At 67.2% G+C, this 25,498-nt stretch carries 24 protein-coding genes; 9 read left to right on the top strand and 15 right to left on the bottom strand.

Translation table 11 applies throughout. From position 1 onward, the window contains the following. Positions 1 to 24: 24 nt before the first annotated feature. From eno to LF41_RS05935, 4 genes are all read right to left on the bottom strand, one after another. Complete coding sequence (gene eno / locus LF41_RS05950; RefSeq protein WP_036167273.1) at positions 25 to 1,308, bottom strand: phosphopyruvate hydratase; 1,284 nt, start codon at positions 1,306 to 1,308, stop codon at positions 25 to 27. Between the two features lie 5 nt (positions 1,309 to 1,313). After that, positions 1,314 to 2,144, bottom strand: a complete 831-nt coding sequence (gene kdsA, locus LF41_RS05945; protein WP_036167271.1) for a 3-deoxy-8-phosphooctulonate synthase — start codon at positions 2,142 to 2,144, stop codon at positions 1,314 to 1,316. After that, positions 2,141 to 3,823 carry a CTP synthase gene (gene pyrG, locus LF41_RS05940; protein WP_036167269.1) on the bottom strand — a complete coding sequence of 561 codons (1,683 nt, stop codon included), beginning with the start codon at positions 3,821 to 3,823 and terminating at the stop codon, positions 2,141 to 2,143. Before pyrG ends, kdsA begins: the two co-directional genes overlap by 4 nt. A 135-nt stretch (positions 3,824 to 3,958) precedes the next feature. Next, complete coding sequence (locus LF41_RS05935; RefSeq protein ID WP_036167267.1) at positions 3,959 to 4,432, bottom strand: hypothetical protein; 474 nt, start codon at positions 4,430 to 4,432, stop codon at positions 3,959 to 3,961. 174 nt (positions 4,433 to 4,606) lie between these two features. On the opposite strand from LF41_RS05935, the gene parE reads away from it, so the two are divergent. Both parE and LF41_RS05925 read left to right on the top strand, forming a co-directional pair. Continuing rightward, the gene (gene parE / locus LF41_RS05930; RefSeq protein WP_036167265.1) at positions 4,607 to 6,505 is read left to right on the top strand and encodes a DNA topoisomerase IV subunit B; all 1,899 of its coding nucleotides are present in this window, start codon (positions 4,607 to 4,609) and stop codon (positions 6,503 to 6,505) included. Between the two features lie 115 nt (positions 6,506 to 6,620). Continuing rightward, positions 6,621 to 8,585, top strand: a complete 1,965-nt coding sequence (locus LF41_RS05925; RefSeq protein ID WP_036167263.1) for an alpha/beta hydrolase family protein — start codon at positions 6,621 to 6,623, stop codon at positions 8,583 to 8,585. 52 nt (positions 8,586 to 8,637) lie between these two features. Here LF41_RS05925 and hutG read toward each other — a convergent pair whose 3' ends face one another. Both hutG and LF41_RS05915 read right to left on the bottom strand, forming a co-directional pair. Beyond that, a complete protein-coding gene (hutG, locus tag LF41_RS05920; RefSeq protein ID WP_036167261.1) occupies positions 8,638 to 9,420 on the bottom strand; it encodes an N-formylglutamate deformylase in 783 nt (260 codons plus the stop codon). Between the two features lie 17 nt (positions 9,421 to 9,437). Then, complete coding sequence (locus LF41_RS05915) at positions 9,438 to 10,700, bottom strand: NAD(P)/FAD-dependent oxidoreductase (protein ID WP_036167259.1); 1,263 nt, start codon at positions 10,698 to 10,700, stop codon at positions 9,438 to 9,440. A 197-nt stretch (positions 10,701 to 10,897) separates the two neighbouring features. Between LF41_RS05915 and LF41_RS05910 the strand changes: the two genes are divergently transcribed. Continuing rightward, positions 10,898 to 12,502, top strand: coding sequence for a M4 family metallopeptidase (locus tag LF41_RS05910; RefSeq protein WP_036167256.1), 1,605 nt, complete (start codon positions 10,898 to 10,900; stop codon positions 12,500 to 12,502). Positions 12,503 to 12,559: 57 nt separating this feature from the next. Here the strand turns inward: LF41_RS05910 and LF41_RS05905 are convergent, their stop codons facing one another. Both LF41_RS05905 and LF41_RS05900 read right to left on the bottom strand, forming a co-directional pair. After that, positions 12,560 to 14,029: a DUF418 domain-containing protein gene (locus LF41_RS05905; RefSeq protein WP_036167253.1), complete on the bottom strand. Its 1,470-nt coding sequence runs from the start codon at positions 14,027 to 14,029 to the stop codon at positions 12,560 to 12,562. A gap of 107 nt (positions 14,030 to 14,136) precedes the next feature. Continuing rightward, a complete protein-coding gene (locus tag LF41_RS05900; protein ID WP_036167250.1) occupies positions 14,137 to 14,631 on the bottom strand; it encodes an FKBP-type peptidyl-prolyl cis-trans isomerase in 495 nt (164 codons plus the stop codon). A 61-nt stretch (positions 14,632 to 14,692) separates the two neighbouring features. Between LF41_RS05900 and LF41_RS05895 the strand changes: the two genes are divergently transcribed. Both LF41_RS05895 and LF41_RS17355 read left to right on the top strand, forming a co-directional pair. Further along, positions 14,693 to 15,277 carry a C40 family peptidase gene (locus LF41_RS05895; protein ID WP_036167247.1) on the top strand — a complete coding sequence of 195 codons (585 nt, stop codon included), beginning with the start codon at positions 14,693 to 14,695 and terminating at the stop codon, positions 15,275 to 15,277. A 208-nt stretch (positions 15,278 to 15,485) separates the two neighbouring features. Further along, the gene (locus LF41_RS17355; protein WP_425599468.1) at positions 15,486 to 16,088 is read left to right on the top strand and encodes a C40 family peptidase; all 603 of its coding nucleotides are present in this window, start codon (positions 15,486 to 15,488) and stop codon (positions 16,086 to 16,088) included. Between the two features lie 53 nt (positions 16,089 to 16,141). On the opposite strand, the gene LF41_RS05885 is transcribed toward LF41_RS17355, so the two are convergent. Further along, positions 16,142 to 16,603 (bottom strand): acyl-CoA thioesterase, encoded by a 462-nt coding sequence (locus LF41_RS05885; protein WP_036167242.1) that lies wholly within the window; start codon positions 16,601 to 16,603, stop codon positions 16,142 to 16,144. A 117-nt stretch (positions 16,604 to 16,720) separates the two neighbouring features. Here LF41_RS05885 and LF41_RS05880 point away from each other — a divergent pair, with 117 nt between their 5' ends. Next, positions 16,721 to 17,152, top strand: coding sequence for a hypothetical protein (locus tag LF41_RS05880; RefSeq protein ID WP_036167240.1), 432 nt, complete (start codon positions 16,721 to 16,723; stop codon positions 17,150 to 17,152). A 22-nt stretch (positions 17,153 to 17,174) separates the two neighbouring features. Then, positions 17,175 to 18,062: a subclass B3 metallo-beta-lactamase gene (gene bla, locus LF41_RS05875; RefSeq protein WP_052116200.1), complete on the top strand. Its 888-nt coding sequence runs from the start codon at positions 17,175 to 17,177 to the stop codon at positions 18,060 to 18,062. A 712-nt stretch (positions 18,063 to 18,774) separates the two neighbouring features. Here the strand turns inward: bla and LF41_RS05865 are convergent. Continuing rightward, on the bottom strand, positions 18,775 to 19,245 hold the full coding sequence (locus LF41_RS05865; RefSeq protein ID WP_084073421.1) for a GNAT family N-acetyltransferase: 471 nt from the start codon (positions 19,243 to 19,245) through the stop codon (positions 18,775 to 18,777). Then, positions 19,242 to 20,582 (bottom strand): dicarboxylate/amino acid:cation symporter, encoded by a 1,341-nt coding sequence (locus LF41_RS05860; RefSeq protein ID WP_036167233.1) that lies wholly within the window; start codon positions 20,580 to 20,582, stop codon positions 19,242 to 19,244. The genes LF41_RS05865 and LF41_RS05860 overlap by 4 nt, the downstream gene beginning before the upstream one ends. Positions 20,583 to 20,701: 119 nt before the next feature. Here LF41_RS05860 and LF41_RS05855 point away from each other — a divergent pair, with 119 nt between their 5' ends. Next, a complete protein-coding gene (locus tag LF41_RS05855; protein WP_036167231.1) occupies positions 20,702 to 22,318 on the top strand; it encodes an alkaline phosphatase in 1,617 nt (538 codons plus the stop codon). Here the strand turns inward: LF41_RS05855 and LF41_RS05850 are convergent. Further along, positions 22,315 to 22,905 (bottom strand): methyltransferase, encoded by a 591-nt coding sequence (locus LF41_RS05850; protein ID WP_036167229.1) that lies wholly within the window; start codon positions 22,903 to 22,905, stop codon positions 22,315 to 22,317. The genes LF41_RS05855 and LF41_RS05850 overlap by 4 nt on opposite strands. A gap of 18 nt (positions 22,906 to 22,923) precedes the next feature. Here LF41_RS05850 and LF41_RS05845 point away from each other — a divergent pair, with 18 nt between their 5' ends. Next, positions 22,924 to 23,343, top strand: a complete 420-nt coding sequence (locus tag LF41_RS05845) for a CopD family protein (protein WP_036167227.1) — start codon at positions 22,924 to 22,926, stop codon at positions 23,341 to 23,343. A gap of 15 nt (positions 23,344 to 23,358) precedes the next feature. Here LF41_RS05845 and LF41_RS05840 read toward each other — a convergent pair whose 3' ends face one another. The 3 genes from LF41_RS05840 to LF41_RS05830 form a co-directional block, all read right to left on the bottom strand. Beyond that, the gene (locus tag LF41_RS05840; protein WP_052116185.1) at positions 23,359 to 24,333 is read right to left on the bottom strand and encodes a sensor domain-containing protein; all 975 of its coding nucleotides are present in this window, start codon (positions 24,331 to 24,333) and stop codon (positions 23,359 to 23,361) included. Then, positions 24,330 to 24,710 (bottom strand): PadR family transcriptional regulator, encoded by a 381-nt coding sequence (locus LF41_RS05835; RefSeq protein WP_036167224.1) that lies wholly within the window; start codon positions 24,708 to 24,710, stop codon positions 24,330 to 24,332. Before LF41_RS05835 ends, LF41_RS05840 begins: the two co-directional genes overlap by 4 nt. A gap of 86 nt (positions 24,711 to 24,796) precedes the next feature. After that, entirely contained in the window at positions 24,797 to 25,495 is a 699-nt protein-coding gene (locus LF41_RS05830; RefSeq protein WP_237577657.1) for an arylesterase, read from the bottom strand. Positions 25,496 to 25,498: the final 3 nt, after the last annotated feature.

The following is a 25,498-nucleotide window of genomic DNA, read 5'->3' as shown; positions in this document are numbered from 1 at the left end:
GCGAGGTGCCCACGCGCATCGCGTTCAGCGCCTGAGGGACACGAAGGCGTTGCGGCCGGCGTAACGCGCCGCGCTGCCGAGTTGTTCTTCGATGCGCAGCAGCTGGTTGTACTTCGCCACGCGATCGGAACGGCACAGCGAACCGGTCTTGATCTGCGTCGCCGTGGTGGCGACCGCGATGTCGGCGATCGTCGTGTCCTCGGTTTCGCCCGAACGATGCGACACGATGGCCGCGTAGCGCGCCTTGTCCGCCATCGCGATGGCTTCCAGCGTTTCGGTCAGCGTGCCGATCTGGTTGACCTTGATCAGGATCGCGTTGGCCACGCCCTGCTCGATGCCGTCCTTGAAGATGCGCGGGTTGGTGACGAACAGATCGTCGCCGACCAATTGCACCTTTTCGCCCAGGCGCTGCGTGAGCTGCTTCCAGCCGGCCCAGTCGTGTTCGCCCATGCCGTCTTCGATCGTGATGATCGGGTACTGCGCGCACCAGCCGGCGAGGAAGTCGACGAACTGTTCCGACGTCAGGCGCTTGCCTTCGCCGGTGAGGTTGTACTTGCCGTTCTCGAAGAATTCGCTGGAGGCGACATCGAGGCCGAGCAGCACGTCTTCGCCCGCCTTGCAGCCGGCCTTGCCGATCGCTTCGAGGATGGTTTCGAGCGCTTCTTCGTTGGAACGCAGGTCCGGCGCGAAGCCGCCTTCGTCGCCGACGGCCGTGCTCAGGCCGCGGCCTTTCAACACCGACTTGAGCGCATGGAAGATCTCGGTGCCGGCGCGCAGCGATTCGGCGAACGAATCGAAGCCCACGGGCAGCACCATGAATTCCTGCAGGTCGACGTTGTTGTCGGCATGCGCGCCGCCGTTGACGATGTTCATCATCGGCACGGGCAGCTCGACGTTGGTGCCGTTCGACAGCCAGCGCCACAGCGGCATCTTGTTCGACTGCGCGACCGCGTGCGCGTTTGCCAGCGAAACACCGAGCAGTGCGTTGGCGCCCAGGCGGCCCTTGTTCTCGGTGCCGTCGAGGTCGATCAGGCGGCGGTCGAGCGCTTCCTGGTCGCCGTCGAAACCGTGCAGCGCGTTGGCGATCGTCGTGTTGACGTTGGCCACCGCGGTCTTGACGCCCTTGCCGAGGTAACGCGTCTTGTCGCCGTCGCGCAGTTCGACGGCTTCCTTCGTGCCGGTCGACGCGCCCGAGGGCACCATCGCGCGGCCGAAGCTGCCGTCGGACAGGGTGACTTCCGCTTCGAGGGTGGGATTGCCGCGGCTGTCGAGGATCTCGCGCGCGTGGATCTTGCTGATCGTGGCCATGTAGGTCAGTTGGTTTCCAGAAATCCGTTTTTCTTGGTGATCTGGTCGAGCGCCTTCAGCGTCTCGAGCAGCGCGCGCATCTTCGGCAGCGGCCACGCATTGGGGCCGTCGCTGAGCGCCTTGTCGGGATCGGGGTGCGTTTCCATGAAGATGCCCGCGATGCCCACGGCCATCGCCGCGCGCGAAAGCACGGGGACGAATTCGCGCTGCCCGCCGCTCTTGCCGTCCGCGCCGCCGGGCAACTGCACCGAATGCGTCGCGTCGAACACCACGGGGCAACCGGTATCGCGCATCACCGACAGCGACCGCATGTCGCTGACCAGGTTGTTGTAGCCGAAACTGGCGCCGCGCTCGCAGACCATGATCTGCTCGTTGCCGGTCGCCTTCGCCTTCGCGGCGACGTGCTTCATTTCCCACGGCGAAAGGAACTGGCCCTTCTTGATGTTCACCGGCTTGCCGGCGCGCGCGACGTTCTGGATGAAGTCGGTCTGGCGGCAGAGGAACGCAGGCGTCTGCAACACGTCGACGACGCTGGCGACTTCGTCCATCGGCGTGTACTCGTGCACGTCGGTGAGCACGGGCACGCCGAGCTGGCGCTTCACTTCGCTCAACACCTTCAGGCCTTCTTCCAGGCCCGGGCCGCGGAAGCTCGTGCCCGAGGTGCGGTTGGCCTTGTCGAAGCTCGACTTGAAGATGAAGGGGATCCCGAGTTCGCTCGTGATTTCCTTCAGCGTGCCGGCGGTGTCGAGCTGCAACTGCATCGACTCGATGACGCAGGGACCCGCGATGAGGAAGAACGGTTTGTCGAGGCCAGCCTCGAAATGCGCGAGCTTCATGCGCTCGCCTCCTTCAGCAGGCGGCCGCCGGCCTTGTGTTCGCGCGCGGCGCGAATGAAGCCGACGAACAGCGGGTGGCCGTCGCGCGGCGTGGACAGGAATTCCGGATGCGCCTGGCACGCGAGGAACCAGGGATGCGCGGACTGCGGCAGTTCGACCATTTCGACCAGCAGGTCGTCCATCGACTTCGCGCTGATGACCAGGCCGGCATCCTCGAGCTGCGTGCGATAGCGGTTGTTGAACTCGTAGCGGTGGCGATGGCGCTCGCCGACGACGTCCTTGCCGTAGACCTTGTGCGCGAGCGTGCCCGGCTTGATGCGCTGGTCCTGCAAGCCCAGGCGCATCGTGCCGCCGAGGTCGCTCTCTTCGCTGCGGCGTTCGACGTCGCCCGTCGCCGTGCGCCATTCGGTGATCAGGCCGATCACCGGGTGCGCGCTGCGCTTGTCGTTCTCGGTGGAATTGGCGTCCGGCAGGTTGAGCACGTGGCGCGCGTAATCCACCACCGCCGCCTGCATGCCGTAGCAGATGCCGAAATACGGGACCTGCTTTTCGCGCGCGTACCGCGCGGTCATGACCTTGCCTTCGAACCCGCGGTCGCCGAAGCCGCCCGGCACGAGGATGCCGTCGACGCCTTCGAGCGCCTTGCCGCCGTCCTTCTCGACGTCGGAGGATTCCATCCACTTCAGGCGCACGCGCGTGCGCTGGCGCAGGCCGCCGTGCTTGAGCGCTTCGGCCAGCGACTTGTATGCATCCTGGTGGTCGACGTATTTGCCGACGACCGCGATGGTGACGTCGTCCACCGGATGTTCGGCGGCATCGACGACGGCTTCCCACTCGGAGAGGTCGGCTTCGGCCGCGGCCTTGGCCAGGCCCAGGCGCTCGACGACGATGCGGTCGAGGCCCTGCGCGTGCAGCCACATCGGGATCTTGTAGATGTTGTCCAGGTCGACGGCCGAGATGACCGCCTTCTCCGGCACGTTGGTGAACAGCGCGATCTTGCGGCGCTCGCCGTCGGGCAGCGGTTGCTCGCTGCGGCACAACAGGATGTCCGGCTGGATACCGATCGACCGCAGTTCCTTCACCGAGTGCTGCGTCGGCTTGGTCTTCAACTCGCCGGCGGCGGCGATGAAGGGCACCAGCGTGAGGTGCATGAACTGCGCGCACTCGGGGCCGCGCTCGGTGCGGATCTGGCGGATGGCCTCGAGGAAGGGCAGCGACTCGATGTCGCCCACCGTGCCGCCGATTTCCACCAGGCCGACGTCGAAGCCGGCGGTGGCCTCGTCGATGCAGCGCTTGATTTCATCCGTGATGTGCGGGATGACCTGCACGGTGCCGCCGAGGTAGTCGCCGCGGCGCTCCTTGCGGATCACGTTCTCGTAGATGCGGCCGGTGGTGACCGAATGCGCACGCGAGAGGCGCACGCGGACGAAGCGTTCGTAGTGGCCGAGGTCGAGGTCGGTCTCGGCGCCGTCGTCGGTGACGTACACCTCGCCGTGCTGGAACGGGCTCATCGTGCCCGGATCGACGTTGATGTAGGGGTCGAGCTTCATCATCGTCACGCGCAGACCGCGCGCTTCGAGGATGGCGGCCAGCGAGGCCGCGGCGATGCCCTTGCCGAGCGAGGACACCACGCCGCCGGTGACGAACACGAGCGGCGTCCTGGAAACTGGAGGCGTCATGGGAAACAGGGCTTCCGGAAAGCCGTAGTCTACCGGGAGCGGCCCGAACCCGCGACCTTCATCGAAAAAATGGGGACGCCGAAGCGTCCCCAATCCCCTTGCGGGCGCTCGGCGTCAGGGCGCCGATGCGGCTTCTCAACGGGCCGGCTTGCCGGCGCCATCGCCCTTCGCGCCCGCCCCGACTTCGGCCGAAGCCTTGCCCGAGGCCTTCACGTTGGTGTCGACCGCGTCCGTCGCGGCCTTCGCATCCACGGCGCCCTTGGCACCGGCGTCGACGGAACGGCTGGCGACGTCGACCGACGCGGCGGGGGCGGCCGAGGCTTGGGCCGCCGCCTTGGCGGCGGCATCCAGGCGCGCGGCTTCCGCGGCCTTGGCGCGGGCGGCGGTGGCCGAGTTGCGCACCGAATTGCCGACGCCGTCGAGCGTCCGCGTGCTTTCCGTGAGGCCGCCGACGTTGCCCCCGACATTGCCCGACCCGTGCCCGCCGACGTTCACCGGGCCGGCCTGGATCCCGCCACCGCCATTTCCGCCGAGGCCGAGGACCTGGGCATGGGCGGCGGGCATGGCGAAGACGCCTGCGAGTGCGAGGAGCAGAAAGGAATTGCGCATTCGTGTATCTCCGGTTGTGGCCGCATCGATGCGACGCAACCGACCGTAGGAACGTGCGCCACTCCGGGAACTGAATTCACGCATGGGGAAAATCACCCACGCACGGGGCCCATGATCACCGGCCGTTCACGCTATCCTGCGCGGACGACGCACGACTGAGCGAACACGCACGCGATGAATTCCCGCTACAACGCCGCAGACATCGAAGTCCTGTCCGGGCTCGATCCGGTCAAGCGCCGCCCCGGCATGTACACCGACACCGCGCGCCCCAACCACCTCGCGCAGGAAGTGATCGACAACGCGGTGGACGAAGCGCTCGCCGGCCACGCTGATTCGATCGACGTCGTGCTGCACGCCGACGGCAGCGCCGAGGTGGCCGACAACGGCCGCGGCATGCCGGTGGACATCCACCCGGAGGAAAAGATCCCGGGCGTCGAACTGATCCTCACGCGCCTGCACGCGGGCGGCAAGTTCAGCAACAAGAACTACACCTTCTCCGGCGGCCTGCACGGCGTGGGCGTGAGCGTGGTCAATGCGTTGTCCAAGCGCGTGGATGTCTTCATCAAGCGCGAAGGCAACGAATACAAGATGGGCTTCGCCGACGGCGACCGCGTCTCGAAGCTCGAAGTGGTCGGCACTGTCGGCAAGAAGAACACCGGCACGCGCCTGCGCTTCTGGCCGGACGCGAAGTATTTCGATACGCCGAAGTTCAACCTGCGCTCGCTCAAGCACCTGCTGCGCGCCAAGGCGGTGCTGTGCCCCGGCCTGAACGTCTCGCTGTTCGACGAAGCCACGGGCGAGCGCGCCAACTGGCTGTACGAGGATGGCCTGCGCGATTACCTGCGGGGCGAACTCCACGCTGAGGGCCAGCGCGAGATCCTGCCGCCGGAGTTGTTCGTCGGCGCGCTGAAGAAAGAGAACGAAGTCGTCGATTGGGCGGTGGCCTGGGTGCCCGAAGGCGAGCTCGTGCAGGAAAGCTACGTCAACCTCATTCCCACCGCGCAGCACGGCACGCACGTCAACGGCCTGCGCACGGGGTTCACCGATGCGCTGCGCGAGTTCTGCGACTTCCGCAATCTGTTGCCGCGCGGCGTGAAGCTCGCGCCGGAAGACGTGTGGGACCGCGTCGCTTTCGTCCTGTCGGTGAAGATGACCGACCCGCAGTTCAGCGGTCAGACCAAGGAACGTCTGTCGTCGCGCCAGGCCGCCGCGTTCGTCGAAGGCGCCGCGCACGATGCGTTCTCGCTGTGGCTCAACCAGCACGTCGAGATGGGCACGCGCATCGCGCAGCTCGCCATCGAACGCGCCAGCGCACGGCTGAAGACCGAAAAGCAGATCGTCCGCAAGAAGGTCACACAAGGCCCCGCACTGCCCGGCAAGCTCGCAGACTGCATCTCGCAGGATCTGTCGCGCACGGAGTTGTTCCTCGTCGAAGGCGATTCGGCCGGCGGCAGCGCGCGCCAGGCGCGCGACAAGGATTTCCAGGCGATCCTCCCGCTGCGCGGCAAGATCCTCAACACGTGGGAAGTCGCCTCCGGCAGCGTGCTCGCTTCGACCGAAGTGCACGACCTCGCGGTCGCCATCGGTTGCGACCCCGGCAAGGACGACATCACCGGCCTGCGCTACGGCAAGGTGATCATCCTCGCCGACGCCGACTCCGACGGGTTGCACATCGCCACGTTGCTCACGGCGCTGTTCCTCAAGCACTTCCCGGCGCTGGTGGCCGCGGGCCACGTGTTCGTCGCGATGCCGCCGCTGTTCCGCGTCGACGTGGGCAAGCAGGTCTTCTACGCGCTGGACGAGGAAGAAAAACGCCTGCTGCTCGAAAAGATCGAACGCGAAAAGATGAAGGGCGCCGTGCACGTCACGCGTTTCAAGGGCCTGGGCGAGATGAACCCGCAGCAGTTGCGCGAGTCCACCATCCACCCCGACACCCGCCGCCTGGTGCAACTGACCGTGGACGACGACGGCGAAACCCGGTCGCTCATGGACATGCTGCTGGCGAAGAAACGTGCCGGCGATCGCAAGACATGGCTCGAAGCCAAGGGCGATCTCGCTACCCTCGAGGTCTGATCCGCCACCGGAAGCGGACAACCACGCGGAAAGGACCTTCGACACGTGGTGCGTGACGCGGGGCTTCGGTAACCTGCGCACGCCTCGGGGAGAGGCCAAGCACAGGAAGTACGCAATGCAACGCAAGCAATTCGCGCGCTGGCTCGGCGCGCTCGCGCTCGTCGCCGCCGCACCCGCGATGGCCCAGACCAGCGCCAACGATTTCGCCAAGCGCCCCGAGGCGTGGGGCGCCAGCCTCTCACCGACCGGCGAGTACGTCGCGATCGAAGTGCCGTCGGCCGACGGCCTCGAAACGCAACTCCAGATCGTCAAGCTCGATGGCAGCGGGAAGACGCAGACCTTGCGCTTCGGCCGCATGGAACACGTCTCCGACGTGACGTGGACGGCCGACGACCGCGTCGTCGTCGCGCGCGCCAAGATGGCGCCGCTCGACCCGCGCCCGTATTCGACGGGCCAGCTGATGACCTCCGACGTCAACGGCAAGGGCCAGGACACCCTGTTCGGCTACGTCGCCGACAAGGGACAGATCCGCGGCCGCCGCAAGGACGAAGGCTGGGCGAACCTGGTCAAGGTGCTCGACCAGGAACCCGGCATGGCGCTGGTGGACTTCACCTGCGGCACGTGCGGTGAAGAACCCGACACCGTCATCTACCGCGTCGACACGCGCACCGGCGTCCGCAAGGAAGTCGAACGCGGCGGCGAATTGGCGTGGTACCAGTTCGACCGCACGGGCGAAGCGCGCATCCGCCGCACGCTCGATAACCAGGACGAACCCGTGCTGGCCTACCGCCCCGTGAAGGGCGGGCCGTGGCAGCCGATGCCCAAGTCGATCGCCGGTCGCTCGATCTGGGGCTCGGTGTGGGAGGCGGACAACAACGTGCTGTACGCCTTCGTCGCCGATGGCATGGAAGCGAACAAGCCGTATCGCATCGACCTGGCCGCCGGCACGCGCACCAAGCTCGACGACCGCGAGGGCATCGAACCGTCGGGCTGGTTCCGTGAAGGCCGCGAAGGCGTGCCGTTCGCCGTGTACTACAACACCGACAAGCCGTCGCTGAAGATCGTCAAGCCCGAGTCGGAGTACGCCAAGCTCTACACGAGCATCCTGAAGTCCTTCCCGGGCCAGATGGTGTACTTCCAGAGCTTCAGCCGCGACAACGACCGCGTGTTGTTCTCGGTGTTCTCCGACCGCAATGCCGGCGACTGGTACTTCTACGACCGCACCGCCAAGAAAGCGCAGAAGGTCATCGAATACCGTCCGTGGCTGAAGCCCGAATCGATGGCGCCCACGCGCCCGATCACCTTCACCACGCGCGACGGTACCCAGTTGTACGGCCTGTACACGGCCAACGGCACGGGCCCGAAGCCGACGGTCGTCATTCCGCACGGTGGTCCGTACGGCGTCGCCGACCAGTGGGGCTTCGACAGCGATGCGCAGTTCTTCGCCAGCCGCGGTTACGCGGTGCTGCAGATCAACTTCCGCGGCTCCGACGGGCGCGGCGAAGGCTTCATCAAGTCGGGCTGGAAGGGCTGGGGCGACAAGATCCAGAACGACATCACCGATGGCTTGAAGTACGCGATCGACAACAAGCTCGTCGACCCGGCGCGCGTGTGCATGTACGGCGCCAGCTTCGGGGGCTACTCGGCGCTGATGCAGCCGGTCCTCAACCCCGGCATGTACAAGTGCGCGATCGGCTACGTCGGCGTGTACGACCTGCCGCTGATGCGCAAGACCGACATCAACCAGGGCGAATCCGACCGTGGCGAGCGTTGGTGGACGCGCACCGTCGGCACCGACATGGACGCGCTGGCGAAGATTTCCCCGGCGCTGCGCGCGAAGGAAATCAACGTGCCGGTGATGCTGGTGCACGGCAAGGCCGACAACACCGCCGACTTCAACCAGTTCAAGGTGATGTCCGCGGCGCTGAAGAACATCGGCCGCCCGGCCGAGGAAATGGTGGTGGAAGGCGAAGGCCACGGCTTCGTGAAGCCGGAAAACGTGGCGGAGCTGTACCGCCGCATGGAAGCCTTCCTCGACAAGCACATCGGTGCGAAGTCCAACGTCGCGGCCACGCCGTAACGTTTGCACCCGCGTTACGAAAAGGGCGGCCCCGTGGCCGCCCTTTTTCGTTTCAGCCGATCGCCGCCTGCAGCAACCGGGCGATCACCGCCTGTGCGCGCGGGGCTTTGTCTTCGTCGTAATCGAACGACGCCTCGTCCATGTACAGGCGCTGGCTCATCTCGAGCTGCACGGCGTCGATTTTGTCGTCGGGCGCGGCGTAGTGGCGCGTGATGTAACCGCCCTTGAAGCGCCCGTTGCTCACCCAGTCGAATTCCTGCTGCGCGGCGAGCACGCCTTCGAGTCTGGCCTGCAGCGCCGGCGAACAACTCGCGCCCGCGGACGTGCCGAGATTGAGGTCCGGCAATCGCCCCTCGAACAGGAAGGACAGGTCGCTGCCCTTGATCGTGTGGCCTTCCCACAACACGGCGCGTCCGTGGCGTTCGTGGATGCGGTACAGCTCGTCCTGCAACGCGTCGTGGTACGGACGCCAATACTTGTCGACGCGCAGCGCGATTTCCTCCGCGTCCGGCGCCTGCCCGTCGAGATACACCGGCTCGCCGGTGAACTGCACGGCGGGACACAGGCCCGTCGTGTTCTGCCCCGGATACAACGAAACGTCATCCGGCGGCCGGTTGAGATCGACGACGTAGCGCGAATAGCGCGGCCGCAGGATCGACGCACCGAGGCCGCGCGCGACTTCGTACAGGCGCGACACGTGCCAGTCGGTATCCGGCGCGATGCGCGCGCGCTCGACCATGCGCGCGGCCAGCGCCGGCGGGATCTCGCTGCCGTCGTGCGGCAGGCTCACCAGCAGCGGCGCGGTGCCGCGATGCAGCTCGTACATGCCTTTCATGGCACGGGAGTGTAGGCCTAGGCGAAGCGGGATGGGGCGTAGGGAGCCGGATCGATCGCGGGCGCGCGGCCGGTGACCAGGTCCGCGACGAGCTGCCCCGTCCCCGTACTCATGCCGATGCCCATCATGCCGTGGCCCGTCGCGAGCCAAAGGCCCTCGCGATTCGGTATCGGACCGATGATCGGAATGTCGTCGCACGTCATCGGGCGCCAGCCGAACCAGCGTTCGCGCACGACGGGGCCGACGGGTTCGTGCAGGTATTGCGCGGCGCCGCGTTCCAATGCCGACAGGCGTCGTTCGTTGAGCGTGTCGTCGAAGCCGGAGAACTCCATCGTGCTGCCAAGGCGGTAGCCGCTCGGCCACGCGGTCACGCACACCTGGCGTTCGCGCAGCACCAGCGGATGTTTCGGCACGCGCGCCGGCGGATCGTAGGTGATCGAGTAGCCCTTGCCCGGTTGCATCGCACCGCGCAGGCCACGCAGGCCGATGGCGTCGGCCATGCGCGCCGACCACGCGCCCATCGCGAACACGACATGGCGCGCACGCACCGTGCCCGTGGACGTGCGGGCGCGCCAGGCATCGCCGTCGCGTTCGATCGCCTGCAGTGCGACGCCTTCGAGGATCTCGCCCCCCTTCCCGCGCAACGCGCGCGCGAGTTCATCGACGTAGCGATCGGGCCGCAACGCCGCATCGCCCGCGAAACGGATCGCACCGGCGACGCCGGGTTTCAGCGCGGGCTCGATGGCTTCGTAGTCGCGGCCTTCGAACACGTCGACCTGCACGCCGAGATCGCGCAGCAGCGGCGCCTCCGCGTAGTCGTGCGCCATGCGGCGCGCATCGCGGAACACGTAGTCCTCGCCGGATTCGACGAACTCGCAGTCCAGCGCGAGATCGCGGATCCACTCGCCCAGGCGGACGCGTGAATCGTTCAGGAGCGCGCCCTTCGCGCGCGCGCTGGCTTCGAAGTCGCGCACGTTGCAACGCGCGGCGAAGCGCATCAACCAGCGCCACAGCACCGGATCCACGCGCGGCTTGATGTACAGCGGCGCATCGGGCTGCAACATCATGCGCATCGCGGTCTGGATCATCCCCGGCTGCGCGAGCGGGCCCGCATGGCTGGGCGTGATCGTGCCGCAGTTGCCGTGCGAAGCGCCGGCGCCGACGTGGCTGGCTTCGATCAGCAGCACGTCGCGCCCTGCTTCGCGCAGTGCGATCGCGCAACACAGCCCTACCGCACCGCCCCCGACGACGAGGGTGTCGACCGCCCTGGTGTCCTGCATTGGAGTGACGCCACCGAGAATTCGTGTGTGGAAGCGCGTTGACCGACGTGAAGGCTTCAGCGCGATGTTGTCTTGCAGCATGACATCTGCGCGCTTTGCGCAACAGAGTCGGCGACCGGGCGCGCCACAGGCCCGGCACACAGGCCCGGACCACGAACCGGGCCCACATCGCAAATCGACTCAGGGGTTCCAACCGAATGCAAAGCAACGCCCGTGTGCTCCACCTGGCCGTGCTCGCCGGCCTGACCGCCCTCTCCGCCCCGGCCTTCGCCGGCAAAGCCAACCCCGCCGCCACCCTCCGCGCCAACGACCTGCTCGCCTCGCACGGCACCGCCGCGCAGCGTGCGACCGACGACGCCTTCGCGGTGCGCGACATCGTCGTCGACAACGACGGCACCGAGCACGTCCGCTTCGATCGCACCTTCCGGGGCCTCCCCGTGATCGGCGGCGACGTCGTGATGCATTCCCGCAATGGCGCGTTCAAGGCGGCGTCGCTGTCGCTGAAGACGCGCGAACGTCCCGGCCTGCGCGCTACCAAGTCCGCCGACGACGCGATCCTCGCCGCCGGCGCCGACTTCAACGGCACGCTTTCGGACATCGGCAGCCTGGGCCTGGTGGTCTACGCCCGCGGCGCGCGCCCGGTGCTTGCGTACGAAATTCGCGTGCGCGGCGTGTCGAAGCGCGACGGCGAAGCCGACATGCGCTACTTCGTGGATGCGAAGACCGGCAAGGTGCTCGACAAGTGGAACCGCATCCACACTGCCGCGGCGACGGGCGTGGGGCAGACGCTGTTCCTCGGCGATGTGTCGATGGTCACCAACTCGGTCAGCGGCGGCTACCAGCTCGTCGATCCGACCCGCGGCAGCGGCAACACGCGCGACGGCAAGGGCAAGGTGATCGACACCGTGTACAACACGGCCGCGATCATGACCGACACCGACAACAATTGGGGCAACAACGCCGAGTCGAGCGTCGCGTCCGAAGCCTCCGACGCGCACGTCGGCGTGGCCACCACGTGGGACTTCTACAAGACGGTGTTCAACCGCAGCGGCATCTACAACGACGGCGTCGGCGTGAAGAGCGTCGTCAACGTGACCTTCCGCAATGGCGGCCCGGCGACGGGCGGCAACGCGGCGTGGTATGGCGCCCCGTACAAGTTCATGGCCTATGGCCTGGGCACGTCGTCGTGGTTCCCGGTCGTCGCCATCGACGTCGCCGGCCACGAGATGACGCACGGCGTGACCGAAGCCACGTCCAATCTCGCCTATTCGAACGACGCCGGCGGCCTCAACGAAGCCTCCTCCGACATCATGGGCACGATGGTCGAGTTCTTCGCCAACAACGCCGCCGACACGCCGGACTACATGATCGGCGAGAAGATCTACCGCTCGAACCCGACCGGCAAGACGGCGCTGCGTTACATGTTCCGCCCGGGCGATGCCGACGGCGGGCGTTCGTACAACTGCTATCCGGCGGCCACGTTCGCCGGCGTGGATCCGCACTACTCGTCCGGCCCGGCGAACCACTTCTTCTACCTGCTGGCGGAAGGCGCGGTAAACCCGTCGGGCTTCAGCTACACGCCCTCGCAACTGGTGTGCAACGGCGACACCGGCGTGACCGGCATCGGCCGCGACGCCGCGCAGCGCATCTGGTACCGGGCGCTCACGGTGTACTTCAACTCCAACGAGACGTATGCGCAGGCGCGTGCCCATACGCTGCAGGCCGCGACCGACCTCTACGGGTCGGGCTCGACGCAGTACAACGCCGTCGCGCGTGCGTGGAGCGCCGTGTCGGTCAACTGATCGAAGACGATGCGAAACGGAAACGGCCCGCGATCGCGGGCCGTTTCTCTTGCGGCCTCAGGCGGGCTGCAACCGTTCCTGCTTCATCGACGGCGCGCGCAGGTAGGTGATCGCGCGCCACGCCCATTCCAGCGGGCCGTAGCGGAAGCGCTTGAACCACAGGTTCGCCAGCACCAGCAGCACGGCGAACACCGCCACGCACCACAGCAACTGCCATGCGCGGCCCATGCCGTAGTTCCCCAGGCCGTAACCGTAGAAGTACAGCGTGCCGATCAGCGACATCGCGATGTACACGGTGAGCGCCATGCGCCCGGCCTGCGCGAACGGCGCGACCAGCCCGCGGAAGCGCGGCGAGTGGAACAGCAGCACCACCGCCGCCACGTAGCCCAGGCACGCCGGCACCGAAGCGACGAGCATCAATCCCTGGGAAAAGGTGAACAACGCATCGTTGGCGCCGCGCACGTGCGTGGTCGCGATGGCCGCGGCGACGATGGTCAGGCCGATGCCGAACGGGATGCCGAACAAGGCCATCTTCTTGTAGAAATCCAGATGCCTGTGCGGCTCGGTCATCAAACCGGATCGGATGAACCACGCACCGAGCAGGAACATCCCCAGCACGAAGGTCAACGAGAACGGCACGTGCCCGCCCGCATTCTTCGGCCAGTCGGCCAGGCGGAAGGCGACGTTGTCCGCGTAGGTGCCCGTCGAATTGAGTCGGCGCTCATTGGCGACCTTCGCGTCGTGTTCCTTCAGCTTCTTGTTGCGCTCGGCCAGGCCTTTCTGCACCTCGGCCCGTTCCTTCGGCGTGCTCGCCTCGGCGAGCGCCGCGCGGTCGCGTTCTGCCTGCGTCGTCTGCGGCGTCACCGCACCGCCGATCAGCAACCCGATGCACGGCAACAGGAACAGCGTGAGGCCCGCATTGCGCAAGCCGTTCGCGGGCCACTTGCGGATCGCCCACGCGAGGATGCCGAGGATGAGCACGAGCCCGCCGATCGCCAGGCACGGCGCCCAGATCATCTGCTTGTAGCCCGCGATGGCCGCGCCGCCGGCGATGGCCGCGATGCCGAGCGCGACACCGGCGATCCACAGCAACACCTTCGGCTTCGAATGGAACACGACGAGCAGGAACGCCGCCGCCATCGCGTAATCGAACAGGATGTCGCCGTTCCAGATGAACACGCAATGCAGGAAGCCGAACAACGCCAGGCCCAGCGTGCGGCGCACGTATGGCGCGAGGAACGGGCGGCCGGCGGCGTGCGCGCGGCCGAGCATCACCGCGAAGCCCATGCCGAACAGCAACGAGAACATCGTCCAGAACTTGCTGCGGACGAACACCGCGACGAACCAGCCGGCCCAGTAGTCGATGCCGTGGATGTTCGGCGGGAGACCGATATCGAGTTCGCTGATCGGGCGGTTGAAGAACTCGACGTTCATCAACAGGATGCCGAACAGCGCGACGCCGCGGATGACGTCGAGCGTCGTGATGCGTTCGTTCGCCGCGATGGGCGCGAAGCGGGTGTCGGTCATGGGGCCTCCGTGTGGCGCGAATTACGCCACTTCAGGCCCCGGATCGGTCAGGGCCGGAAGTCACCGGGACCAAAAGCCGGCCCGGCCCGCCGCTTCAGGCATACACCTTAGTGGTGATGGCCGCCGTCGCCGTGCACGTGGCCGTGCTCGAGCTCTTCGGCGGAGGCTTCGCGCACTTCCACGATCTCCACGTCGAAGTGCAGGTCCTTGCCGGCCATCGGATGGTTGAGGTCGACATCGACCACGCTCATGCCGACCTTCTGGATGGTCACCGCGCGCGGGCCGAAGTTGGTGTTGAGCACGACCTGCATGCCCGGGGCCAGGCGCTGCGCGCCGAAGTGCTTCTTCGGCACGCGCTGGCTCAGGCCTTCGCGCACTTCGCCGTAGGCATCGGCGGCCGGGACGTCGGCGCCGAACGACTCGCCGGCTTCGCGGCCTTCCATCGCCTTCTCCAGGCCCGGGATGATGTTGCCGTGGCCGATCAGGATGGCGAGCGGCTCGCGGTCCTTCGACGACTCGATGGCTTCGTCGCCGGCTTCGTGGGCCGCGCGCTCGTTGACGGAATAGTGGAAGCGGACGACGCGGTCTTTTTCGATCTTCATCGGGGTTCCGGAAGCAGGGGCGCTTGCTAGCGCCGCGTGAAAGCGGCCACACTCGCCGACGATGAACGCCGAACGCAGCACGACCCGCGGGGTCGCGCATTATCCGGGCATCCCGGCACACGCGCCAGTTCGGGCGCGTTTCCTTCTCCTGTCCTGCGCCCTCGCGCTGCTGGCGGCCTGCGGCGGCGGCGAAGCGGTGCGCGCACCCGCGCCGAGCGCGCGCGTGGCGATGCCGCGCACGTGGCCCGTGGTCGAGCCGGCGGATCCGGCGCGGGCCAACTCGGTCCTGATGCGGGCGATCGGCCTGGTCGGCACGCCCTATCGATACGGCGGCAACACGCCCGAGGGCGGGTTCGACTGCAGCGGCCTGGTGAACTACGTCTTCCGCGACATGGCGGCCGTCGCACTGCCGCGCACCTCGCGCGACCTCGCCTCGACTAGCGGCCGCAAGGTGCCGGTCGACGGGTTGGCGGCGGCGGACCTGGTGTTCTTCGCCAACGGCGGGAGCGTCACGCACGTGGGCATCTATGTCGGCGAAGGGCGGTTCGTGCATGCCCCGAGCACCGGTGGAACGGTGCGCCTGGATCATCTGGATGGCCCTTATTGGGCCCAGCATTACGCCGGCGCGCGCCGCGTCCTGCAGTAAGGCCCATTCACGAAAGTCAGCGGCCGTACGGGGCGAATGAATACGCAGGGCGGTCACGATTCTTGCATGCGTTCACGCCGCCCTAACGCTTTTTGAACCTTCACCTGGTCTTCAGCCGGTAAGGTCGCCCGGTCCCTGATTCAGTGATGACCTCGTGACGAAAGACGACCTGACAACAGGCCAGCCCGCCGCCACCCGCTCCGCGGCCGTGCGCATTCGCGCCGCCTCGCTCAAATTCCTGTGCGCCGCCGCCCTGTGCGTCGCCGCCAGCAGCGCCTTCGCCCAGGACGCCACCGTGGCGACCTCGGGCATCCAGTCCGCCGTGCAGCTCGATACGCCGGTGACCGCCAAGCACACGCAGGTCCGCCCGATCTTCGGCGACCTGGCCGAACTCGATCCCAACGCCGTCCTCGACCAGCAGAAGAAGCCCAAGCTCACCGAACGCATTTCCGGCGTCATGAGCAAGGCGATGTCGCTGCTCGGCACGCCCTATCGCTGGGGCGGCGAGTCCACCGAAGGCTTCGATTGCAGCGGCCTGGTCGGTTACGTCTACCGCAGCGTGCTCGGGATGGAACTGCCGCGCGTCTCGCGCCAGATGGCCACCACGGGCGAAGCGGTCGAGCGTTCGGCGCTCGTGCCGGGCGACCTGGTGTTCTTCGGCCTGCGCGGCCGCGTGAACCACGTCGGCATCTATGTCGGCGAAGGCCGCTTCCTGCACGCCCCGAGCCGCGGCAAGGACGTGCGCGTGGACAGCCTGTCGTCCACGTATTGGTCGGGTCGTTACATGCAGGGCCGTCGCGTCGCGATGTAACCCCGCGCCACGCGCAGAGATTCGAAGGCCGCCGGAAGGCGGCCTTCTGCGTTTCAGGGCTTCGCCGGCTCGCGCACCGCCTGCATCACCCGCTCGCCCTCCTCGGCCATCGCGCGGTCTTCGTCCGTCTGCGGCACCCACGGCGGCACCGGCACCGGTGTGCCTTCGACGCCATCGAGCGCGACGAACACGATGATGCAATGCGTGCACAGGCGCCCCTCGCCGCCCATGGGGTCGCGGGCGCGGACGTCGACCGCGAACTGCATCGAACTGGTGCCCGTGCGCACGAGCGTCGCGGCCACCGTCACGAGATCCCCGATGCGCACCGGCGCGACGAAGCGAATCCCGCCGACGGCGACGGTCACGCAGTACTTCCCCGCCCATCCCACCGCCGCGGCGTAGCCGGCCTGGTCGATCCACTTCATGACGACACCGCCGTGGACCTTGCCGCCGTAGTTCACGTCGGAGGGTTCGGCGAGGAACCGCAGGTTGAGCGTGCGCTGGTGTCCGGCCATGGCGTGGCGTCCGACGACGGGGGCGCGGGCGAGTCTACGCCGGCGCGTGCGAAGACGTCTTGCGAGCCGCGCGCACGCGGGCGCATGCTCTTGCGAACGCGTCGGGGAGGCACGTCGATGGGCAAATCGATCCTGCAGTTGGTGCTCGGCATCCTTGCCGGCCTTGTGGTGATGTACGTGCTGATCTCCGGCATCGAATTCGTCAGCCACCAGATGTATCCGCCGCCGCCGGGCCTCGACCCGAAGAACATGGAACACCTCGGCGCGATCATGGCCGCGGCGCCCGTGGGCGCGATGGTGATGCTGGTCGTCGCGTGGGCGGTCGGCGCATTCGCCGGCGGTTGGACCGCCGCGAAGATTTCGCGCGCATGGCCGCGCACCGCCGCGATCGTCGTCGCGGTGTTCGTGCTGCTCGGCGTGATCGGCATGATCCTGATCGCGCCCGGCCACCCGAAGTGGGTCGCCGCGCTCGGCATCGTGTTGCCTGTTCCGCTCGCCCTGCTCGGCGCGCGCTTCGCGCGCCCGCGGGTCGTCCTTCCCGTTCGCTGACCTCCCCCATCTTCCAATGCCCATGCACTCGCGCGCGACGCGTTTGTCCGTCGCCTTGCTGTCAATTTCGATCCTGCCCTGCTTCGCCTCGGACGCACCCCGCGAGAAGCCGTTGCCGCAATCCGGTGCGTACGAAGTGCCCGATGCTTGGCGGCAACCCATCGCGCCACTGCAACTGGCCGACCACACCTGGTACATCGGGACGGAGTCGATCAGCGCCGTGCTGATCGTGACGCCCGAGGGCGCGCTCCTGATCGACGGCGGCATGCCGCAGGCGGCCGACATGTTGTTGTCGAACATGCGCACCGTCGGCGTGGCGCCGAACCAGTTGCGCTGGCTGCTCGTCTCGCACGCGCATGCCGATCACGCCGGCCCGGTCGCCGCGCTGAAGCGCGCCACCGGCGCACGCATCGCCGCGAATGCGGAGTCCGCCGCGATGCTCGCCAAGGGCGGCACCGACGACATCCATTTCGGCGACGGCATCACCTTTCCGCCGGCGCAGGTCGATCGTTACCTGCAGGATGAGGAGGTCGTCGAAGTCGGCGCGATGCGACTCACCGGGCACTTCACCCCGGGCCACACGCCGGGCAGCACGTCGTGGACGTGGACCGACACGAAGAACGGCAAACCGGTCCGCTTCGCCTACGCCGACAGCCTGAGCGCGCCCGGCTACAAGTTGATCGAGAATGCGCGGTTTCCGCGGATCGTGGAGACGTACAAGCACACGTTCGAAATCGTGCGCGGGTTGCCGTGCGATGTGCTGCTGACGCCGCATGCGGATGGCAGTGGCTGGACGCCGGCGGATGTTGCCAATCCGCATCCGAAGCCGATCACGTGTCGCCAGTATGCGGATGACTTCGAAGCCAAGTTCGATGTCGAGCTTGCGAAGCAGAAGCAAGCAGCGCAGTAACGTCATCCCCGCGGGAGCGGGGATCCATGGTCGCGCGACGGCGCGCGCTTCTACTTCTAGCTCGTCTCCCTCCGGAGAGGCCCCGACGTCAGCGCGCCTGACCCTGCGCATCGGACGACCAATAAGTAGCCTTCAAAATGCGACCCGCGTTTCGCGCGCAGCGCTTTAACTGCCCGTTCGCCACGGGACAGTTCCTTCGCCTCACAGGACAGCGAAGGCCGTCGGGATCACTCGAAGGATTCGCAGTGCTTGCGTTAGGGCTTCCGGCGCTTGCGTTAGGACCGCCAGCGCCCTAGCTAGGGCTTCCAATGCTTGCGTTAGGACTGCCAGCGCCCAAGCTAAGGCCGCAAACGCTTGCGCTAGGGCCGCCAGCGCTTGCGTTAGGACCGCCAGCGCCCTGGCTAGGGCTTCCAACGCTTGCGTTAGGACTGCCAACGCCCTGGCTAGGGTTCGCAGTGCTTGCGTTAGGGCCTCGAGTGCTTGCGTTAGGGCCTCCAGCGCTTGCGTTAGTACCGTAGACCCAGAAGCGCGCGCCGTCGCGCGCAAACCATCAAACCGCGCGTAGGCGCCTCGTCCGAGAGAGGACATCGCGCTACGGGCGGCTCCGTCCGACTATCGCCGCGATGTCCTCGACGGACGAGGGCCGCCCGTCTGGTGTGCTGGCAGTTGGGATCCCCGCTTCCGCGGGGATGACACCAGTAGGCGCGACGCCTTAATGATCCCTCGCGGGCTTCCCGGACGTATCCAAGTGCGAGGTGCTCTTGGAACCATCAACGCCCATGATGTATTCCATGTTCACCGCCACGGGCGCACTCTCGACAAACCCGAACTTCTCGTACAGATACTTGGCATCGCCATCCGCCACGAGCGACACGTACGCAGATGGCGGCACGTTCGCACGCAGCCACGCATCCAACGCACCCATGATCCGCTTCCCGAGCCCCTGCCCCTGCAACTCGGGCGCAACGGCAATATCGACGATCAGGAAGAAACATCCGCCATCGCCGACGACGCGCCCCATCGCGACGACTTCGCCATCGCGCGAGAGATGCACGCCGTACACCGTCTTCGGCAACCCACGCACCGCGCACGCCTGCGAAAACGAATGCATCCCGGCCGCCTTGCGCAACCGAAGATAATCCTCGACGCCAGGAAACCGCTCGACCAGGACGACCTCGCTCATGTCGGCTCCCGCGCCGGCTCCGCATCGGAATGCTCCACACCGACGTTGCTGGAGGCCGCCTCGTAAACCGCGCGATCCAGCAACCCCGTCTCCTTCGCCACCAACACCGGCACCAACATCTGCCCGGTGACATTGGTCATCGTCCGCATCATGTCGAGCACCCGATCGATCGCGTACAGATACCCGATCGCCTCCAACGGCAACCCCGCCGCACTCAACACCACCGTGGCCATGATCACCGCCGTCCCCGGCACGCCCGCCGTTCCGAAACTCCCGAGGACGGAAGCCAACGCGATGGTCACGTACGTGCCCGCGTGCAACTCGATCCCCGAATACTGCGCGATGAACACCGCCGCCAACGCCGGATAGATCGCACCGCACCCGTCCATCTTGATGCTCGCGCCCAACGGCACCGCGAACGACGCGTAGTTCTTGTCGACGCCATGATTGTGCTCGACCGCCCGCAACGACACCGGCATCGCGGCGAAACTGCTGGAGGCCACGAACCCGACCTGCATCGCCGGCGCCGCCCCGCGGAAGAACTTCAGCGGGTTCAACCCGTGGACCAGCAACAACGCGCTGTACACCACGACGATCTGGATCCCGCACGCCACGAACAACGCGATGACGAAATTCCCGAGCGGCAACAACTTTTCGAACCCGTACGCGCCGACCAATCCCGCGATCAACCCGAACGTCCCGAGCGGCGTGAATTCCAACACGAACCGCGTGACCTGGATCATCGTGTCGTTGGCCTCGCGCGCCAGCGTGCGCAGGTTCGTCGCCTTCTCGCCGAGCTTGACGAACGCGAAGCCGATCAACCCCGCGAAGAAGATCACCTGCAGGATCGTCGAATTGCTCGGCACGATGACGCTCGTGCCATCGCCGGTCTTGCCCGCCGCCGTCGCCGACAACGCGCGGAACGGGTTCTGCGGCACGATGTTGAGCAGCACGTCGAGCGGCCCGGGCACGTTCTTCGGCGAATAATCCGACGCGATCGCGAGCGCACCCACGCCCACGCCCGGCTTGATGATCCACCCCACCGCCAGACCGACCGCCACCGCGAGCACCGCGGTGATCGCGAACCACGCGAACGTGCGCCCCGCGAGCGCGGCGATCGATTTCTGCCCGTGCAACGCACCGACCGCATTGATCACCGCGAACAACACCAGCGGGATCGCGATCATCTTGATCAGGTTGACGTAGACATCGCCCAGCGGCTGGAACCACGTCTCCGCAGCCGGCCCGAGCAACCAGCCGGCGAGCGCGCCGAGCACGAAACCGCCGAGCACGCGCTGCCAGAAAGGAATCCGCAACCAGCCCGCCACCAATGCCATCGCAACACCCGCCGGAAAGTCGATCCCCGACCTTAGCCGAGCGGCCGTCGTCGTCGCGAGTGCATGGGCGGAACACCGGCGTTCCGTATCATCCCCCTTCCCTCATGACCCGACGTCCCATGCGCCTGACGACCCTCGCCCTCGCCACGCTCCTGACCGCCTGCGCCAGCGCACCGGCGCCGCACACCGTGGCGGCCGCGCCGCAGCCCGTCGACGTCCCCCAGGTCGCCCGCCCCGACGGCGAAACCGCCGCCTGGTGGTATCGCGCCGGCGCCGCGCGCGCCGCGGGCAATGGCGCGATGCAGGGCCGCGCGCGCAACGTCATCATTTTCCTGGGCGACGGCATGAGCCTGCCGACGGTGGCCGCCGCGCGCGTGCTCGCGGGCCAGCGCGCGGGCAATCCGGGCGAAGAGACGATGCTCGCCTTCGAACAGTTCCCGAACACCGCGCTCAGCCGCACGTACAACACCGATTACCAGACGCCCGATTCCGCGGGCACGATGACCGCGATCGCCACGGGCGTGAAAACGCGCTTGGGCGTGATCGGCATCGGGCCGGGGAACAAACGCGGCGATTGCGCGGCGGTGGCGGACAACACACTGCTGAGCATCATCGAGCTCGGCGAATCGGCGGGCCTGTCGACCGGCGTCGTGACCACCACGCGCCTGACGCACGCAACGCCCGCGTCGGTGTTCGCGCACGGGCCGGATCGCAATTGGGAAGACGACAGTTACCTGCCCGCCGCGAAGGCCGCCGCCGGGTGTCGCGATCTGGCGGCGCAATTCGTCGACTTCGGATTCGGCGACGGCATCGATGTCGCCCTCGCCGGCGGCCGCGCGAAGTTCACGCCGAACACGCTGGCCGATGCCGCGGATCCGAAGCTGAAAGGCATGCGCAAGGACGGCCGCAACCTCGTCGACGAATGGAAGGCGAAGTACGCCGACGGCACGTATGTTTGGAATTCCGCGCAATTGGCGCAAGCCGCGAATGCGCCGCGCGTGCTCGGCCTGTTCGCGCCGCAGCATTTGCCGTACACCGCCGATCGCAAGGCCGATGCGCAGGAGCCGCCGCTCGCGGAGATGACGCGCGCGGCCATCGCGCACCTGCAGCGCAACGACAAGGGCTTCGTGTTGCTCGTCGAAGGCGGCCGCATCGACCATGCACACCACGACGGCAATGCACGCCGCGCGCTCGAGGAGACGATCGCGTTCTCCGACGCCGTGCAGGCCGCGGACGAAGCCACCGGCGACGACGACACGCTGATCCTCGTCACCGCCGATCACGCGCACACGATGTTCTTCGCCGGCTATCCCAAGCGCGGCAATCCGATCCTCGACAAGGTGCGCGGCATCTCCGGGGAGGACTCCAGCGGCAGCGAATACGCGGTCGACAAGAACGGGCAGCCGTACACGACGCTCGGTTACGCGAACGGCCCCGGCGCGCCGAAGGCCGGCGAACCGCGACCGGATCTCGACGATATCGATACCGAAGCGGTCGATTACCTCCAGCAGGCCCTCGTGCCGCTCGGTGCGGAAACGCACGGCGGCGACGATGTCGGCGTGTGGGCGAAGGGACCGGGTGCCGACGCGGTGCGCGGCAGCGTGGAGGAGAACGTGTTGTTCCACTTCCTCGTGCAGGCCACGCCGACGTTGCGCGAACGCCTGTGCGCGGCGGGAACGTGCAATGCCGATGGCGTGCCCGTCGAACTGCCGAAGCCGGCGGACTTCAAGCCCTAGCCGATCTCCAGCGCGGTCGCCCGCTCCTTCAACGCGGGCGACAGCCACAGGTGCGAGCCCAACTGCGCGAAGCCGAGTGTCTCGAAGCGCTTGCGATAGAAGGCCGCGGGGCGTTCCTGGAAGTCGTGTTCGTCGCCGACGGCGTGGTCTTCGCGGGCGAAGGTTTCGAGGAACGCGACGCCGCCGCACAGTTCCGCCACGCCCGGCAGGCCGCGGTCGATTTCGCGCTTGGACAGGTAATGCAGCACGTCGCTGCAGATCACCAGGTCGGCCGGCGCGCACGGGCGCAGGTGTTCGAATTCGCCGAACGTCGCCATGTGCAGGTTGCGGCGGCGGCCATACCGGCGCACCGCGTACTCGCTGGAATCGAACGCGAGGTACTTCAGGCCGGGCCGCAGTTTCAGAAGCGGCGCGCGCCAGACCGCTTCGCCGGCGCCGATGTCGAGTACGGTGCGGATCGGACGCTCCAGGTGGTATTCGGTCGTGGCCACGGCCAAGGCCACCTTGCGCGCCAGGCGGGCGCGGTCGCCGATTCCGCCCCGGCGGTACCAGCGGTCGAAGTATGCTTGGTCGTATCGCTTATCCATTCGGGAATGCTAACCGCCATGGCCTACTTCTGGACGAAGACCGCCCACCTCGTGTTCGTCATGGCGTGGATGGGCGGGGTGTTCTACCTGCCGCGCATCCTCGTGAACATCGCCGAGGCCGGCGACGCGCCCGCCGTGCGCGAGCGCCTGGTGCTGATGGGCAAGCGCCTCTACCGCTTCGGCCACATCATGTTCGGCATGGCCTTCGTGTTCGGGCTGGTGTTGTGGTTCTACTTCCACATGAGCGGTGGCTGGCTGCACGCGAAGCTCGCACTCGTCGTGTTGATGCTCGCGCACTTCACCGTGTCGGGGCGCTGGCTGAAGGGCGTGGAGAAGGGCAAGGCGTTGCCCTCCTCCACTGCGCTGCGCTGGTTCAACGAAGTGCCGGTGTTCCTGCTGATCGGCATCGTGTTCTTGGTACTCGCCAAGCCCTTCTGAACCCGTCGACGTGGATCACGCGTACTGCGCGCTCTTCACCAGCAGGTGCTTGGCGAACAGGCCGTGCAGCTTGCCGATGCCGCGCGCCAGGTGCAGCGTGCCGAACAGCAGCACCACGCCGGTGACGAACACGAACGGGTACGACCACCAGCCGAGCGTCGAGCCGACGTAGAAATCGTTCAACACGATCGGACCGATGTCGTAGTTGTTGAGCCACCAGCCATCGAATGCGCCGAACCCGAGCAGCACGGGCGCCGCGATGCACGACACCGACACGGTCATCAGCGTCACGATCAGCGTGAAGTACAGGATGCCCAGCGGCAGCATCGCCACCATGTACAGCACCGTCGACCACGTGCGCGGGTCGACGAACATGTCCTTGATCCGCTCCATCCATCCCTTGCCGCGCGCCGAGTACAACGGGCGGCGGGGCATGCGTTCACCGAGCATGGTTTCGACGATGCGGCCTTCGACGAGCGAGAGCACGCGCACCGAGCCCAGGAACAGGATCGCGAACGGGATGCCGATGATCAGCACCGCGAGCCCCGCCGATAGCGAAAGGCCGGTGACCACCCACGTGAAGTAGAAGATGCCCGTGGCGAGCGACAGCACCGAGTAGAACAACGCGCCGTACGTGCGCGGGTCGGCGGCGACGCCGAAGAACTTGCCGAGCAGCGATTCGCGCGGCGCGGGTTTGGGCTGGCGCAGCGCGCTCTGCACGCGCACTTCCGTGTCGCGGTAGATGTCGGCGACTTCGTCCGGCGCGCCGTAGCTGCCCGCGACCGACGCGATGACGTCGGCTTCGGCCATGCCCGGGTTTTCGGAGAGCTCCGAGCGCAGGTATTCCTCGGCGTCGTACAGCGCGTCCTGCACGAGCGCGGGATCCGCACCCGCGAGCGCCGCACGCAACTGGTCGAGGTATTCGGGGATCGAGTGCGGGAGCGTGGCGCTGGAGGTGCGGGGCGCGTCGCTGCTGGAATGCACGTTCATGGCAGGAGTCCTTCGAGGACGGAATCGACGGAAGTGCGGGTGGCGCGCCAGGCGGCCGCCCATTCGGAAAGCGCGGTGCGGCCGCTGGGCGTGATCGCGTAATAACGGCGAGGCGGTCCGGCGACGGAAGGCTCGACATGGCTGGCGAGGAACCCCGCGCCTTCCAGGTTGCGCAGCACCGGATACAGCGCGCTCTGCTTGCCGCTGAGCACGCCCTCGCCGCTGCGCTCGAGCGTCTTGGCGATCTGGTACCCGTACATCGGCCCCGGCGCCGTGGCGAGCACGGCCAGCAGGGCGAGCGAAACGGTGCCCGCGCTCAGCTCGCGCTGGAACTTGCGCAGGGCCGAATCGAGGGCGTCACGGTCGGGGGAGTCCATGCACTGGCCGGAGGATCACTAGATTGAGGTAAAGACTAGTGTGACCTTCAATCTAGTGCATATGCCAGTAGTCACCCCCGGCGGGGCTACTTCAACATCGGCCCCAGGGCCTTCCACACATGGTCGCGGAGCTTCGGCTGCGCGCTGGCCACCGGATGGATGTTGTCGTCCTGGAAGTTGGCGCGGTCCTTCGCGATCGGCTCCAGCAGGAACGGGACCAGCGGCACCTTGTATTGCTTCGACAGCGCCGTGTAGTTGCCTTCGAAGCCTTGCGTGTATTCGCGGCCGTAGTTCGGCGGGATGCGCATGCCGAGCAGCAGCACCTGCGCACCGCTGGCTTGCGCGGCCTTGATCATGCGTTCGAGGTTGGCCTTCGTCTGCGGCAGCGGGAGGCCGCGCAGGCCGTCGTTGCCGCCCAGGGCGATGACGACGAGTTTCGGCTGCACGCGCTTGAGTTCAGCGGCGATGCGCGCAGCGCCGCCAGCGGTGGTTTCCCCGGTGATACTCGCGTTCACGACTTTCCAGCCGGGTTTCTCCTTCGCGATGCGGCCGGCCGTGAGCGCGACCCACCCTTGCGACGCCGACAATCCGTAAGCGGCCGAAAGCGAGTCGCCCATCACCAGCACCGTGCGCTGCGCCACCGGCGTCTTCGCGGGGGCCGCCGCGTGCAGCGGCGCGATGACGGCCAGGCACACCAACAACGACGCGAACACGCGGGCGACGCCACGCATGCGACCGATGGCCCATTGATTCACCCGCGCCGCTCCCGCATAAGGTTGGGACATCCC

The sequence above is a fragment of the Lysobacter dokdonensis DS-58 genome, assembly GCF_000770795.1.
Taxonomy (GTDB): domain Bacteria; phylum Pseudomonadota; class Gammaproteobacteria; order Xanthomonadales; family Xanthomonadaceae; genus Noviluteimonas; species Noviluteimonas dokdonensis.
This window is presented reverse-complemented; position numbering and strand designations above follow the sequence as displayed.

Excerpts from the sequence above, each read along its gene's own strand:
- eno (WP_036167273.1), bottom strand. The coding sequence starts at position 1,308 with ATGGCCACGATCAGCAAGATCCACGCGCGCGAGATCCTCGACAGCCGC.
- kdsA (WP_036167271.1), bottom strand. The coding sequence starts at position 2,144 with ATGAAGCTCGCGCATTTCGAGGCTGGCCTCGACAAACCGTTCTTCCTC.
- pyrG (WP_036167269.1), bottom strand. The coding sequence starts at position 3,823 with ATGACGCCTCCAGTTTCCAGGACGCCGCTCGTGTTCGTCACCGGCGGC.
- LF41_RS05935 (WP_036167267.1), bottom strand. The coding sequence starts at position 4,432 with ATGCGCAATTCCTTTCTGCTCCTCGCACTCGCAGGCGTCTTCGCCATG.
- parE (WP_036167265.1), top strand. The coding sequence starts at position 4,607 with ATGAATTCCCGCTACAACGCCGCAGACATCGAAGTCCTGTCCGGGCTC.
- LF41_RS05925 (WP_036167263.1), top strand. The coding sequence starts at position 6,621 with ATGCAACGCAAGCAATTCGCGCGCTGGCTCGGCGCGCTCGCGCTCGTC.
- hutG (WP_036167261.1), bottom strand. The coding sequence starts at position 9,420 with ATGAAAGGCATGTACGAGCTGCATCGCGGCACCGCGCCGCTGCTGGTG.
- LF41_RS05915 (WP_036167259.1), bottom strand. The coding sequence starts at position 10,700 with ATGCAGGACACCAGGGCGGTCGACACCCTCGTCGTCGGGGGCGGTGCG.
- LF41_RS05910 (WP_036167256.1), top strand. The coding sequence starts at position 10,898 with ATGCAAAGCAACGCCCGTGTGCTCCACCTGGCCGTGCTCGCCGGCCTG.
- LF41_RS05905 (WP_036167253.1), bottom strand. The coding sequence starts at position 14,029 with ATGACCGACACCCGCTTCGCGCCCATCGCGGCGAACGAACGCATCACG.
- LF41_RS05900 (WP_036167250.1), bottom strand. The coding sequence starts at position 14,631 with ATGAAGATCGAAAAAGACCGCGTCGTCCGCTTCCACTATTCCGTCAAC.
- LF41_RS05895 (WP_036167247.1), top strand. The coding sequence starts at position 14,693 with ATGAACGCCGAACGCAGCACGACCCGCGGGGTCGCGCATTATCCGGGC.
- LF41_RS05885 (WP_036167242.1), bottom strand. The coding sequence starts at position 16,603 with ATGGCCGGACACCAGCGCACGCTCAACCTGCGGTTCCTCGCCGAACCC.
- LF41_RS05880 (WP_036167240.1), top strand. The coding sequence starts at position 16,721 with ATGGGCAAATCGATCCTGCAGTTGGTGCTCGGCATCCTTGCCGGCCTT.
- bla (WP_052116200.1), top strand. The coding sequence starts at position 17,175 with ATGCACTCGCGCGCGACGCGTTTGTCCGTCGCCTTGCTGTCAATTTCG.
- LF41_RS05865 (WP_084073421.1), bottom strand. The coding sequence starts at position 19,245 with ATGAGCGAGGTCGTCCTGGTCGAGCGGTTTCCTGGCGTCGAGGATTAT.
- LF41_RS05860 (WP_036167233.1), bottom strand. The coding sequence starts at position 20,582 with ATGGCATTGGTGGCGGGCTGGTTGCGGATTCCTTTCTGGCAGCGCGTG.
- LF41_RS05855 (WP_036167231.1), top strand. The coding sequence starts at position 20,702 with ATGCGCCTGACGACCCTCGCCCTCGCCACGCTCCTGACCGCCTGCGCC.
- LF41_RS05850 (WP_036167229.1), bottom strand. The coding sequence starts at position 22,905 with ATGGATAAGCGATACGACCAAGCATACTTCGACCGCTGGTACCGCCGG.
- LF41_RS05845 (WP_036167227.1), top strand. The coding sequence starts at position 22,924 with ATGGCCTACTTCTGGACGAAGACCGCCCACCTCGTGTTCGTCATGGCG.
- LF41_RS05840 (WP_052116185.1), bottom strand. The coding sequence starts at position 24,333 with ATGAACGTGCATTCCAGCAGCGACGCGCCCCGCACCTCCAGCGCCACG.
- LF41_RS05835 (WP_036167224.1), bottom strand. The coding sequence starts at position 24,710 with ATGGACTCCCCCGACCGTGACGCCCTCGATTCGGCCCTGCGCAAGTTC.
- LF41_RS05830 (WP_237577657.1), bottom strand. The coding sequence starts at position 25,495 with ATGTCCCAACCTTATGCGGGAGCGGCGCGGGTGAATCAATGGGCCATC.